General features: G+C 39.8%; 11 protein-coding genes and 1 tRNA gene. 5 read left to right on the forward strand and 7 right to left on the reverse strand.

Going from position 1 to position 12,754, the window contains the following annotated elements:
- Positions 1 to 34: 34 nt before the first annotated feature.
- From IPN35_00180 to IPN35_00200, 5 genes are all read right to left on the reverse strand, one after another.
- Positions 35 to 1,228 (reverse strand): S-layer homology domain-containing protein, encoded by a 1,194-nt coding sequence (locus IPN35_00180; protein QQS59296.1) that lies wholly within the window; start codon positions 1,226 to 1,228, stop codon positions 35 to 37.
- 32 nt (positions 1,229 to 1,260) lie between these two features.
- Positions 1,261 to 3,729 carry a polysaccharide deacetylase family protein gene (locus IPN35_00185; protein ID QQS59297.1) on the reverse strand — a complete coding sequence of 823 codons (2,469 nt, stop codon included), beginning with the start codon at positions 3,727 to 3,729 and terminating at the stop codon, positions 1,261 to 1,263.
- A gap of 290 nt (positions 3,730 to 4,019) precedes the next feature.
- A complete protein-coding gene (locus tag IPN35_00190) occupies positions 4,020 to 5,108 on the reverse strand; it encodes an alanine--glyoxylate aminotransferase family protein (GenBank protein QQS59298.1) in 1,089 nt (362 codons plus the stop codon).
- Positions 5,090 to 6,310: a phosphoglycerate dehydrogenase gene (gene serA, locus IPN35_00195; protein QQS59299.1), complete on the reverse strand. Its 1,221-nt coding sequence runs from the start codon at positions 6,308 to 6,310 to the stop codon at positions 5,090 to 5,092. Before serA ends, IPN35_00190 begins: the two co-directional genes overlap by 19 nt.
- Before the next feature lie 129 nt (positions 6,311 to 6,439).
- Positions 6,440 to 6,982 carry a riboflavin kinase gene (locus tag IPN35_00200; protein QQS59300.1) on the reverse strand — a complete coding sequence of 181 codons (543 nt, stop codon included), beginning with the start codon at positions 6,980 to 6,982 and terminating at the stop codon, positions 6,440 to 6,442.
- On the opposite strand from IPN35_00200, the gene IPN35_00205 reads away from it, so the two are divergent.
- Positions 6,946 to 7,722, forward strand: a complete 777-nt coding sequence (locus tag IPN35_00205) for a TatD family hydrolase (protein ID QQS59301.1) — start codon at positions 6,946 to 6,948, stop codon at positions 7,720 to 7,722. The genes IPN35_00200 and IPN35_00205 overlap by 37 nt on opposite strands.
- Positions 7,723 to 7,742: 20 nt before the next feature.
- Here the strand turns inward: IPN35_00205 and purN are convergent, their stop codons facing one another.
- Positions 7,743 to 8,291 (reverse strand): phosphoribosylglycinamide formyltransferase, encoded by a 549-nt coding sequence (gene purN, locus IPN35_00210; protein QQS59302.1) that lies wholly within the window; start codon positions 8,289 to 8,291, stop codon positions 7,743 to 7,745.
- Between the two features lie 49 nt (positions 8,292 to 8,340).
- The gene (locus tag IPN35_00215; protein ID QQS59303.1) at positions 8,341 to 9,483 is read right to left on the reverse strand and encodes an NADP-dependent malic enzyme; all 1,143 of its coding nucleotides are present in this window, start codon (positions 9,481 to 9,483) and stop codon (positions 8,341 to 8,343) included.
- A gap of 114 nt (positions 9,484 to 9,597) precedes the next feature.
- Here IPN35_00215 and IPN35_00220 point away from each other — a divergent pair, with 114 nt between their 5' ends.
- From IPN35_00220 to IPN35_00235, 4 genes are all read left to right on the forward strand, one after another.
- Entirely contained in the window at positions 9,598 to 10,143 is a 546-nt protein-coding gene (locus tag IPN35_00220; GenBank protein QQS59304.1) for an inorganic diphosphatase, read from the forward strand.
- Positions 10,144 to 10,185: 42 nt separating this feature from the next.
- Positions 10,186 to 10,262: transfer RNA gene (locus IPN35_00225), tRNA-Ala, on the forward strand.
- Positions 10,263 to 10,500: 238 nt separating this feature from the next.
- Complete coding sequence (locus IPN35_00230) at positions 10,501 to 10,704, forward strand: helix-turn-helix transcriptional regulator (GenBank protein ID QQS59305.1); 204 nt, start codon at positions 10,501 to 10,503, stop codon at positions 10,702 to 10,704.
- A 3-nt stretch (positions 10,705 to 10,707) separates the two neighbouring features.
- Positions 10,708 to 12,750, forward strand: a complete 2,043-nt coding sequence (locus IPN35_00235; GenBank protein ID QQS59306.1) for an N-6 DNA methylase — start codon at positions 10,708 to 10,710, stop codon at positions 12,748 to 12,750.
- Positions 12,751 to 12,754: the final 4 nt, after the last annotated feature.

Consider the following 12,754-nt stretch of genomic DNA (forward strand, 5'->3'; position numbering starts at 1 on the left):
GAAGGTTTTGAGCTCTTAACCCTCTATCCTCCATTTACCATCGAACATCAGTCGTTGTTTCTGTTTCTGTCCAAGGACCTTCTGGCACATCCTCTCGGGAGACAAATTTCCAGTGTACTTCGGCGTTTGTCGTCATTCCAAGGCAATCCCATGTCGCTGGAGAAATATCGAGTCCGGCAGAAGCACCAAAGCTATTTTTTGGATTTTCCGTATCTCCAAAAACATATTCAAAATCGTCTTCTGAAAGTGGTCCAACATCTTGCCATTGTGCGTAGCAAATCTTCCCCTCAAGTGAAACGGCAATCCATCTATTTTTGAGGATAGATTTTTTTTGCTTTGCTTCTTCAAACCAAGGAACGAGTTCTGCGGATTTTTTTCGGTTCCCATTGTCATCAAGATCGTTATAGGGAAGTGCAAAATAAAAAGGATTCTCTTTTGGAATAAAATCGCAAGGGCGGTATCCACACCGATTATTCGGATCATCTGTTCCTCCAAAATGTTGCATCCATTTGTCATCCCATGCACTTTCAGTATTAGAAATATATGCGTTATCGTCTCCTGGAAGCTCTCCAACCCAAAATACTGTTGTCATTGTTTTTTTCCATCCTTCCCATAAAGAAGATGGTTCAGGTTGTTCATCCTTAAAAGTTGATTCCGTTGTAATGAAAAGGTGTGCCATTTCTCCTCTGTTTATAAAACGATTGGGAAAAGCATTCGAAAGCTGAGTGAGAAGATTGTTCTCTTCTGCTTTTTCAAAAAGAGATGTATACCATGGATCACTTGACGGTGCAGAGTCCACAGGAATAGCAAGGGAGAAAAAAATCACTTTTAGGGCCTCTGCGAGAGTGATGTTCTGCTCTCCGTGAAATGTTCCATCGGAGTATCCCTTAATAACTCCCATTTCCTTTGCGAGACACAGAAAAGAAACAGCCCAATGCGACGCAGGAACATCGGGAAAAAAGAAGCGAGAGGTTTCACAAAGTGAAATATTAGAAGAGGAAAATCGTGCGGCAATAATGATTTTTACAAAATCGTAGCGATTTATAAGTCCTTCGGGGCGATAGGTTCCATCAGCATATCCTTGAAGAACATTGCGATTTTGAAGTGTTTCGATCTCAGAAGCAAAAGGAGTATTTGGAGAAATATCAGAAAAAGAAGCGAGTGCTGACCCACCAACAAAACATGAGGCAAAAAATACAAAAACCCCCTTTTGAAAAATACGTTTCATATCAAAAGGGGGAATAAGAAAGATCAAAAAAATCAGGATGCAGGAGTAAGGAGTTGAACTCCCTCTCGAAGTGTTTTAACTGGCATGTTGCTCTGTGAGATTTCAGAGACAATTTGTTCCAAAAGTGCCGGAGAATTTCCGTAGAAATCGGTAGAGTCGTCAATTCGGTGGAACATGAGCACAAGCCAAGTCTTTGTTGTTTTTGCTTCTTGAATCCAAGCGCGAACATCTTCGATGGTCGTGTTGCGGTCAACCTCTTGGGTTTTGAGAAGGAGTGGATCAGAATTATGTTCATTTTCCCCTCGAACAACTGTTCTGGCACCAATATACCCCGCATTTCGAACCATGTCGACTATTCCATTGTTATAGTCTCCATACGGATAAACAAAGGTGTTGACGAGGGAGATTCCTGTGGCAAGGAGGTCGCTTTTTGATCCCTCAATTTCCTCTTGTGCCTGTGCAAAAGAGAGAAGGGGAAGAGAGGGGTGTGTTTTTGTATGAGAACCAATCTCGTGCCCACTTTGCTCTAATTGTCGAACTTCTGAAGCGGACATGTATGTCTCATCATTTATTATTCCGCCTCCGGGAGTGGAAAGGCTTGTATCATCAATAGCAAGTTCTCCAGGGACAGTAATGGTATGCAAAAGAGAAAATGTTGTTGCATTTGCAGGCATAGTAAGTGTGACACTGTAGGGTTGCCATTCAGAGGAAGATGAAGGAACATCATCTACAAAGTCGTATTGATACGTTCCATCAGAAAGAAGATATTGCGCGACGGTTTCTGTTGAAACATTGCTTTTGTAGTATTCAGAATAGGTATAAGAAGCTCCTCCTGAAACGAGAACTTCATCGAAGAACCATTTTGCATCTCCTCCGTTTGCTTGAGTTACTGTTACTGATGCTGCAACACCAGTATGACCAGGAACAGGATACGAAAATTGGGCGGTGGCATCACTCCAGATATTGCTTTCCCATTCATTTGGTTGTCCTTCAGTTCCTACTTCAAACCCAGCGTTTGAAATGAGATTTGAAAGAGAAGGAGCACTCTTCATTTCATCAGTGATGATATAGAATGATCCCTTCATGTTTGCCGCTTCTAAAATAGGCTTCGCATTTGTAAAGTGAGTAACCCAACCATCATCAAAAGAAAGAGTGACAAAACCAGTAGAAAAAGCGCTATCGGTATTTTTTGAAAGTGAAATATCATCGAGTGTAAGAGATCCGTTCTGTCGGATAAGATGAAAAACGGTGACAGAAACGGCATTTTCTGGAGTAAAAAAGGATGCAGTTGCCTTCTTCCAAGTGGAAGGACTTGCTTCAGGTGCTCCGAGGTATTGAAAAGTATCCGTTCCATCAGAAAGATGAAACATGACAGTAAGCTCGGAGGGAATATCGGATTGGTAGTAATCTTCATAGAGAAAAGATTCTCCAGCAGTTACAGGAATGGCATCGAAAACCCATTTTGCATCTCCTTCAGTTCCATAGTTCGTAATAGTGACACGAGCGGCAAGAGCATCTGTTCGCCCTGTAACAGGGTATTCAAATGTCGAAGTGTGGGTTCCCCAAGATCCTTGTTCCCAAGAGAGTGGCACTCCATTTTGCCCCTCTTGGAATGATGGGTTTTGTACAAGATTTTGAGAAGTAGGAGGAGGTGGTGGTGGTGGACTCACTACATTTGAAACCGTTACCGAAATTTCCGTTGCGGTTGCTGTGTTTCCAGTGGCATCACGAGCTGTTGCAGAAAGCGTGTGTGCTCCATTTGTAATCGTCTTTGTATCAAGAGAAAGAGTGTAAGGAGCACTTATTACTTCGCTTTGAAGAGGGCTTCCATCAAGGAGGAACTGAACACCAGTAACTCCAATGTTATCAGTAGCATTTGCTTGAACGGTAATAGAATCAGAAACGGTTGCTCCATTTGTTGGGGTAGTGAGAGAGACTGTTGGTGGAGTAGTATCAGTCACCGCTTCTTCCTCAAGAGAGGCATTGTCAATGGAAAGTGTTCCTACCTTAGAAAGAGATTGGTACACCGTTATATTTTTTGCATTGGCGGGCGCGACAAACGAGAATTCAATATTACTCCAGTTTTCTGAAGCAGGAACGCTTCCTAATAGTACAGTTTGTTTTAATCTGTTCGTGAGAGTGTATTGTGCTCGAATTTCCGTTGCTGTGCTCGATTTGTAGTTGTGATGGTAATGGTAGGTTTTCCCCGGAGTTACTGTTACCGGAAGAAAATACCACCAGCCCTGCAATGGAAAACTGTTGAGTTTTTGAAGAGAAACTCCGTTTCCATCTTTTCCAGTAGCAGGATAAGAAAAAGAGAATCCAAAAATGGCGCTTCCGCGTTGTCGCCAATCGTCTGGATACTTTGATATTCCTGGTTCAGCTTTTTCAAAATCCCCATTTGGGATAAGGTTTCCTGCCGCTTCAGAGAAATCTGAAAAGCCCGAGAACGCAAAAAGAACGAGGGAAAAAAGACCGAGTCGAAAGAAGAATTTCTGCATATCGTTCTCAAAAATAGGAAAAGAAAGAGAGAGGAACAGTGAATCACTAATATCAAAAAAATAATATAAATTGTCAAATCTTTCTTATTGGCTTTACAAAAGTATTTTTTATGATGTTGAAAATTACAAATAATAGTACATTTTATTATTATTTTTTACACGACAGAAAAAAGAGAAACGTCAAGATTTCGGAGCATCTGTAAAATATCCGAGATATCAAAAGACTTTTCCAGAAAACTAGGAGGAATCTCCATATTTTCTGAGTGTGCAAGCAATTTATTGTTCCTATGTTATTTTCCGATTTCTCTTAAAAGATTCGCTATGTCACTGGCATTTGTAACGGGGAAATTTCCGATACGAATTTGACATTTTTTTGCCTTTCCATAGCCTTTTCCCACTTCTATTCCCTTTTGTGAAAGCTGTGTGTGGAGATGAGTAATATCTTCTTCTTTCCCCTTAAATACCAGTACACTCTCTGATCGACCGACAGAGATAGCAGGAGAAAAAAGAGGATGAGAATCGAAAAAGTCATAGATCATTTGCTCTTTTTCTTTTGTGGAAGCGTACAAATTTTCAAGAGTTCCATAGTCTTTCGTGAGACGACTACAGACATATCCGAGTCCTGCAATATTCATAACATTCGGTGTAGTGGGGGTTTGAAATTTCCCTTCCATTTTCTTTTCAAGTCCAGACAGACAATGGTGACACCCAACATCTTCTCCGGTGGATTCGCGCACTATTGCCTTTTCCCAAATGCGCGGACCAACAATAAGTATGCCAAGCCCAGCAGGAAGCCCGAGTGCTTTCTGAACCGAAAAAAACCAGGCATCTGCCTGAGAAAAGTCAAATGTCACTGCTCCCATGGCGCTCGTAATATCAATGCCAAAGAGGATATGTGGATGCTTCTTGCGAATTTCTGCAATTTCTTCGGGACGATACGCAATTCCGGTGGATGTTTCATTTGCCGTTAGTGCGAGAAATTCTGCATCGGAATCGGGAAAAATCTCATCGACCTCAACTCGTTTTTCTCCTTCATGTGTTATTTTTTGCACTTCTTTTTGGGCGGATTTTGATTCTTTTGCCCAGACATTCCCAAAATTTCCATTGGAAACATGGCAAGCTTTTTTTGTGACTGCGCTCCGCACTAAAATTTCCATCGCTTCTGTGGCAGAATAGGTGTAGTAAACACGATATTCTTCAGGAATATGAAAAAAAGTTCGAAGTGAAGTAATGGTGTTTTCCGAAATTTCAGAAAACTTTTCGCTTCGATGAGAAATTTCCGCTATTCCGTTTTGCAGACTTTCGCAGAGAAAATCAGCGACACCGTGATAAAGTTTTGCGGGTCCAACGGTAAAGTTTTTTACGAGAGGATAAGACATTTGGAAATAAAAGAAAGAGAAGAAAGTTTTTCAGAGATAGCATCATCAATCTCTTTTTCTGTATCAACAATAACAACTCCAATAGATCCTTTTGTTTTGAGAATCTGTGCAGAAATATTTGCTTGTGCCTCTGCAATAACATCATTGATTTGTGCAAGTATACCGGGTTCATTTTTGTGAATAAGTATAAGACGGTGCGTTTCTTTGGCAATACTTCCAGGAATAATTTGTGGAAAATTGAGTGCCATAGAAGAATCTCCCAAAAGGGTGTAGGCTTTCATTTTTTCAGAAACCTCTATTCCCAATGCTGCTTGTGCTTCCTCTGTTGCGCCTCCAATATGCGGTGTAAAAATGACATTTGGAGTTCCTTGAAGCTCACATGAAAATATCTCGTCTTTCGATTTCGGTTCTTTCGGAAACACATCAATTGCCGCTCCACGAAGATGCCCAGAATTAAGAGCAGATTGTAAATCGGGAATATTTACCACTGTTCCCCGAGCGCAATTGATGAGATAGCTTCCCTGTTTCATCACACACAGTGTTTTTGCGTTCATCATGTTTTCGGTAGAAGGAATCCCTGGAACATGGAGCGACACCACATCCGCATTTGCCAATACTTCTTCAAATGGCATCTGTCGCGCATTTCCGAGTGGCAGTACCACGCGAACATCACTGTAAATTACTTTCATGCCAAGTGCTTCTGCAAGGACGGAAATTTGACTTGCGATATTTCCATACCCCACAAGTCCCAATGTTTTTCCTCGAACTTCTAAGCAGTCTTTTGCGGATTTTGACCAACCGCCCCTATGCATATCGGCAGATAGCTCTGGAATGCGTCGAAATAATGAAAATATGAGTCCAATCACGAGTTCTGCTACTGAACGTGTGCTCGAAAATGGTCCGTTAAAAACGGGAATACCAAATTCTTCTGCCGCCGAAAGATCGACATTATTCACTCCAATTCCATATCGCCCAATACAAAGAAGTTTTTTTGCTTCTGCAAGAACTTTTCGAGGAAGTTTTGTTTTTGAGCGAATTCCCACAATATGCGCATTGGCAATTTCTTTATACAATTCCTCTTCGGGAAGCGAATTGGGGAAGAGGTGAATATCGGTAAAACCAGCATCTCGAAAGACCTGAATTCCGTTTTTGTGAATGCCATCAAAAAGACATACCCTCATGTTCTTTGGGCTAATCATCATGGAACTTGTAAAAAAACAGGAGAAGTATAGCGATTTCTTCCACGGTTTCGTCCAGAGCAATGGATGTTTATAGGTCGTCAACGGAAAAGGGCTTTGAAAAAATCGCCTATAATTCAGAGAAAACTCATTCTATGAAAGAGTCTCTATTATTTTTTTTGCGTGGAAAATATCTTTTGCAATTTGTTCCTGAAGTTCCTTTGTGTTACGAAATTTTTGCACTTCACGAATTTTTAAAAGCACTTCTCCAAAAATTTGCTCTCCTTCTGGAACTATTTGAGAGAAATTGAAGAGATGAGCTTCCACTCGAATTTCTTTTTTTTTGAGTGTTGGGCGTGCGCCTATATGAAGCACTCCTAAAAAAATGTTCCCATCAACAAAGCGGATACGAGTGACAAAGACTCCTTTTTGAAGTTTTTCCTTCGTATGAATATTAAGTGTGGGAAACCCCAAACTCGTTCCAACTCCATCTCCTCGAGCTATCACTCCCATAAAAGCAAAAACACCTCCTTTTTGTTCCGAATGCAAAAGACGCATAATACAAGATGAAGAGGTCTTGAGTGTAACAGAAAAAAAATATTCAGCAATTTGCGTCATCTTCTTCTTGTCTCTTACAATGCAAAGGATTTTTTCATCACATGCTTGTTGATACTCATTGTCATTTAGATTTTCCAAATTTCGAGGAAGATCGCGCAGAAGTGATTGCACGAGCAAAAGAACTTGGTGTTGAGCGAATGATCACCATTGGTTGTCATCCCAATGCGATTACAAAAACACTCGAAATTGCACAGTCAAACGAGGGGGTTTTTGCGGCGGTCGGCATTCATCCCGACGAAGTTTCGGAAGATTTTTCAAAAGACTTTGAGAGGATTGTTGAAGCTGTTACTCATCCAAAAGTGGTTGCCATTGGGGAAACTGGTTTCGATTTTTACCGAGAAGGAAATCCGTCAGAGCTCCTTCAACGAAAGGCTTTTTTTGCGCACATAGAACTTGCCAAGAAAACCAAAAAACCGCTCATTATTCACCTGCGCGAAGCAGAAGACGTTTTTCTATCAGTTCTTGCGGATCTTCGAGAAATTCCTTTTGTCATTCACTGTTTTTCGGGAAATATGGCGTTCGCTAAACAGATTTTTGATGCTGGCGGAATGATTTCGTTTCCCGGAATTCTTACTTTTAAAAATGCACATCCAGAGCTTTTGGAGGTGGCAAAAAATGCATCTCTTGATCGAGTTTTCGTTGAAACCGATTCTCCTTTTTTGGCGCCCGTTCCCAAACGTGGCAAGCGAAACGAACCGGGGTTTACACGTTATACAGCGGAATTTCTCGCAAAAATTCGCGAAGAAGATTTTTCAAAAATTGCAAAGCAGACAACAACAAACGCAGAACGATTTTTTGGGTTAAAAAATAATCTGTAGTGACAGGTCTCGACTTGTCACTACATCAAAAATCTTCGAATTGCCTCTGGAAGAATCTCTTTTTCAAGAGATTGAACGCGATTTTTGAGTGTTTCTGGCGTATCATCAGGAAATACAGGAGTAGATTTCTGAAGAATAATGGGTCCGGCATCAAGCTCTTCCGTTACTATATGAACCGTCGCGCCGGTTTCGGTTTCTTTTGAGCGAAGCACTTCTGCGTGTACATCGGTATCCATTCCTCCTGCGAATTTTGGAAGGAGAGATGGATGAATATTAAGAATGCATTCAGGAAAAACAGAGACAAAAATAGGTGAGAGAATGCGCATAAATCCGACAAGAATCACGAGATCTGCCTTATATTCTTGGAGAATATGAATCGCCTCGGCATCCCACTCTTCTCGTGTTTTTCCTTTTGCAGAAAGAAAAACACTTGGAATTCCCTTTTTCTCTGCCTTTTTGCGAGCACCACATCCATTTTTATTTGTCAAAAGAACACAAAATTCCGCCTTTCCTTGGTAATCCGCAGAAAAAATATCTGGCAAAATAGTGCCATTTGTACTCGCAAGCACGGCAATACGAAGAAGGGGATTAGTCAGTTTTTGACAAAAAGAAAAAATATTATTTTCCTCGAACCGCCTTTGCTACCGCTTCACTCACTCCTTCGTCAAACACACCTGGAAGAAATTTTTTTGGAGTAGGATTTTGTACAAGTCCAGCGAGTCCGCTTGCCGCAGAGAGAAGCATTTTTTCGGTAATCTCTGTGGCGCCAGAATCGAACGCACCGCGGAAAATCCCCGGAAACACGAGAACATTATTCACCTGATTCGGAAAATCACTTCGTCCCGTGGCAATGATGTGAGCACCCCCTTTTTGTGCTTCATCTGGCATAATTTCTGGTGTTGGGTTGCTCATGGCGAGAACAACCGGATCACTCGCCATATTTCGAATATCATTTGCATCCAAAAGGTTTGGTGCAGAAACGCCAATAAACACATCCGCATTTTGGAGAACATCCTTTAATTTTCCGCCCTCATCATTAGGATTGGTGAGCGACTGAATTTCCTTTTTAGAAGCGTTGAGATCGTCTCGATGTGAAGAAAGAGCACCTTTGGAATCACAGAGAATAATATTTTTTGCGCCTGCCGAAAGGAGAAGTTTTGACACAGCAATCCCTGCTGCTCCTGCGCCAGAGAAAACGATTTTCACGTCCTTAATATCTTTTTTTACCAATCGGAGGGCATTGGTGAGTGCCGCTAGTGTCACCACTGCTGTTCCGTGCTGATCGTCGTGAAATACGGGAATAGAAAGCTCTTTTTTGAGACGAGATTCAATATCAAAACATTTTGGTGCGGCAATATCTTCGAGATTGATTCCTCCAAAACTCGGTTCAAGATTTTTGACAATGGACACAATTTCATCGGGATCCTGTGTGCGCAAACAGATAGGAACCGCATCGACATTGGCAAATGCCTTAAAGAGTGCACATTTTCCCTCCATTACCGGCATACCGGCTTCTCCGCCAATATTCCCCAGTCCTAGCACTGCCGAACCATCGGTGACAACAGCAACAAGATTTTTTCGCCAGCTGAGTGTACGTCCAAGCGCCGGATTCTTCTGGATTTCTAAACATGGTTGAGCCACTCCGGGAGTGTAGGCAACCGAAAGATCATATGTTGTTTGAAGGGGAACTTTAAGAGCAATCTCAATTTTCCCTCCGAATTTTTGGTGTAATGCTACGGAATCATTTGCATAGTCAGGCATAAATTGTGGAAAAAGCATTTTGGATTATGGCGGTTTTCAAAAAAACGGTCGAGACATTTTCTTGCGAAAATACATCTCTTCTGAAAAAATACAGAAAGTTTTTTTGTCGTAACTATGTCAACAGGAAATATTTTTCACGCTGTTCCCGCTGGAGAAAACCTTCCAGAAGAGGTGAACGTTATTATTGAAATTTCCGAAGGGAGTCGGGTAAAGTATGAGTTTGAAAAAAAATACGGAACTATTTTTGTCGATCGCTTCCTCAAAACACCCATTCCCTATCCATTTTCATACGGACTTATTCCAAAAACGTGGAATGAATATGACAATGATCCGCTTGATGCCATTGTTGTTGCGAGTGAGCCGCTTCATCCGGGATGCGTGGTTCCCTGCCGAGTGGTTGGCATGCTTTCGGTAGATGATAGCGGAGAACGAGACGATAAGATTTTGGCGATTCCGACAGGAGATGGATACTACAAAGACGTCAATCGTTTTGAGGATCTTCCCATAAAAAAACGGGAAAATATTCACTATTTTATGGAGCACTACAAAGACTTAGAGCTAGGAAAAACTGTTATTGTAAAGTCGTGGGATAATGCAGAAACCGCAAAAGAATTTATTGGAGAGTGTCTCGAATGCTACGAAAAGAAATTTGGAAATTGACTTTTCAAATATTTTCGAGGAAAATGACCTCGCTTTTGTCGTGGGGCTGTAGCTCAGTTGGCTAGAGCACCTGCTTTGCACGCAGGGGGTCAAGGGTTCGAATCCCTTCAGCTCCACCATTTCAGACTTTAAAAAATCCTTTCCATTATATGAAAAGGATTTTTTGTTGTGATTTTTCAGTTCGAGTTTTTTTGAAAATATCCCGACCCTTTTGTCTGTTTGGGGCGGTTTCCTGAACAAGAAATGTCTAATTGAAGAGGTTTTTGACCTTATGGTCAGCAGTTCGAACTTTTTATTGATATTGAAAATATATTTTTAATTGGTACACTAAGAATAACAAACTAATACTTTCACTTTATGGAAGAAATAACGATAGGAAAAAAGATAAAATTTTGGCGTGCAAAGCAAAATATCACACAAGACGTTTTGGCTCGAAAAGCTGATATTCCTTATACAACTCTTGCAAAAATTGAAAGTGATGTAATTCAAAATCCAACTTTGAGCAGTATTACTAAAATTGCGGAAGGATTAGGAATTACTTTAGATGAATTAACTTCTTAAATTATGAAAAACATACAAATTGCACAACTCGTAAAATCAGATGGAAAATATGATCTAACCATTTTTTCGCCTGAAAGCATTGATAGAATCGAAAATAATATCTTTGAAAAAGGAGAAAAACTTTTTTTAAAGTGTTTCAAGAGGAATAAAGACATTCAAGTAAAACCAGAGGAAATCGTCAGACAACTTATGCTTGATAAACTTATCAATGAATATGGATATTCTGTTGATTTGCTTGATGTTGAATACACAGTAAATTTTGGAAGAGAGAAAAAATTCGCTGATATTGTGATTTTTAACAAAACCGATAAAACCAGTATCTATTGCGTTCTTGAAATCAAAAAACACAGTGCAAAAGATGGAAAAGACCAATTAAAAAGCTATACCAATGCAACAGGGGCACCGCTTGCTGTGTGGACGAACGGTGTTGAGATAAATTATTATGAAAGACTTGATCCGAACTATTTTGAGCCACTTTCTGATATTCCAAAAGCGAGTGAAACGATTGATGATGTAAAAAATGAAAGATTTACCTATTTGGAATTAATGGGTAAAGACAGACTTACAGAAGAAAGAAAATCGTTAAAAGACTTAATTCAAGAAATGGAAGATGAGGTTTTGGCAAATGCAGGAGTAGATGTTTTTGAAGAAGTCTTTAAACTTATTTTCACAAAACTTTATGATGAAATGGAAAGTGCTGATGATAGAGTAAATATTGAAACTCAATTTAAAATCATCAAAAAACAAAATCCAGACTTTACCGATAAACAGATTCTTGAACAAATTGACAATGACGAGTATAGAAAACTTGAATTTAGAAGTCGTGGCGATGCACATCATACAAAAGAAACAATAAATGCTTTGTATCAAAAAGCAAAAGACAAATGGCAAGGTATTTTTGAAAAAGGCGAACCACTTAGAATTACCGATGAAAACCATCTGCAAATTTGTGTTGGATTTTTGCAAAATGTAAAACTTTTCAATTCAAATCTACAAGTCATAGATGAGGCTTTTGAATATCTTGTAAATAAATCAGCCAAAGGAGAAAAAGGACAATATTTCACACCAAGAAATGTGATTGATATGTGTGTCTATATGATGAACCCACAATCAAACGAATATATGATCGACACTGCTTGCGGTAGTTGCGGATTTACCGTTCATACTCTTTTTAATGTGTGGCAAAAACTCGTTAATCAAGGAAAGGCACAATTTGCCAACTTTTCAAATCAAAGACTTACGAGCGAGCAAAAAGACTATGTATATAAAGTTTTTGGAATAGATTTTGATGAAAGGTCAGTCCGTGTCGCTCGTACCCTAAATATGATTGCAGGAGATGGAAAAACGAATGTTTTGCATCTCAATACTTTGGATTACACCAGATGGGAAGAAAAACTGAAAGATAGTGCGTGGGCAAAAACCTATCTTGAGGGATATTATAGGCTCTTAGACCTTGCGAAAAACCGTCAAAATCCTAAAGAGTTTAATTTTGATATTGTCATGGCAAATCCGCCTTTTGCGGGAGATATCAAAGATTCAAGATTGATTTCCAATTATGAAGTTGCTTTTGACGGCAAAGGTAAAAAAGCCAATAAAGTTTCAAGAGATGTTTTGTTTATCGAGAGAAATTTAGATTTTCTCAAACCAGGTGGAAGAATGGCAATTGTTTTGCCACAGGGAAGATTTAATAATACTTCTGATGAGAAAATTAGAAATTTTGTAATGGAAAGAGCAAGGCTTATCGCAGTTGTTGGACTTGATGGCAACACTTTCAAACCGCATACAGGAACAAAAACCTCTGTTTTGTTTATCCAAAAATGGGATGAAAAAATCAATCCGAGAAAAGATGATTATGAAATCTTTATGGCAGTAAGTGAAAACAGTGGAAAAGATAATTCTGGACTGGAAATATATGAAACGAACGAAAAAGGGGAAAGAAAACTCGATGAACATAATCATTTGATTCAAAAGCATGATCTGAGAGAAATTGCAGAGGCTTTTGAAAAATGGGCAAAAGAGAAAAGTTTGAGTTTTTGGGAATTTTAATTTT

It is taken from the genome of Candidatus Peregrinibacteria bacterium, assembly GCA_016699755.1.
Classification (GTDB): Bacteria; Patescibacteriota; Gracilibacteria; order CAIRYL01.

What these genes read in the sequence shown, in the direction of transcription:
- IPN35_00180 (QQS59296.1), bottom strand. Translation starts at nt 1,228, where the DNA reads ATGAAACGTATTTTTCAAAAGGGGGTTTTTGTATTTTTTGCCTCATGT.
- IPN35_00185 (QQS59297.1), bottom strand. Translation starts at nt 3,729, where the DNA reads ATGCAGAAATTCTTCTTTCGACTCGGTCTTTTTTCCCTCGTTCTTTTT.
- IPN35_00190 (QQS59298.1), bottom strand. Translation starts at nt 5,108, where the DNA reads ATGTCTTATCCTCTCGTAAAAAACTTTACCGTTGGACCCGCAAAACTT.
- serA (QQS59299.1), bottom strand. Translation starts at nt 6,310, where the DNA reads ATGATGATTAGCCCAAAGAACATGAGGGTATGTCTTTTTGATGGCATT.
- IPN35_00205 (QQS59301.1), top strand. Translation starts at nt 6,946, where the DNA reads ATGCTTGTTGATACTCATTGTCATTTAGATTTTCCAAATTTCGAGGAA.
- IPN35_00215 (QQS59303.1), bottom strand. Translation starts at nt 9,483, where the DNA reads ATGCCTGACTATGCAAATGATTCCGTAGCATTACACCAAAAATTCGGA.
- IPN35_00220 (QQS59304.1), top strand. Translation starts at nt 9,598, where the DNA reads ATGTCAACAGGAAATATTTTTCACGCTGTTCCCGCTGGAGAAAACCTT.
- IPN35_00230 (QQS59305.1), top strand. Translation starts at nt 10,501, where the DNA reads ATGGAAGAAATAACGATAGGAAAAAAGATAAAATTTTGGCGTGCAAAG.
- IPN35_00235 (QQS59306.1), top strand. Translation starts at nt 10,708, where the DNA reads ATGAAAAACATACAAATTGCACAACTCGTAAAATCAGATGGAAAATAT.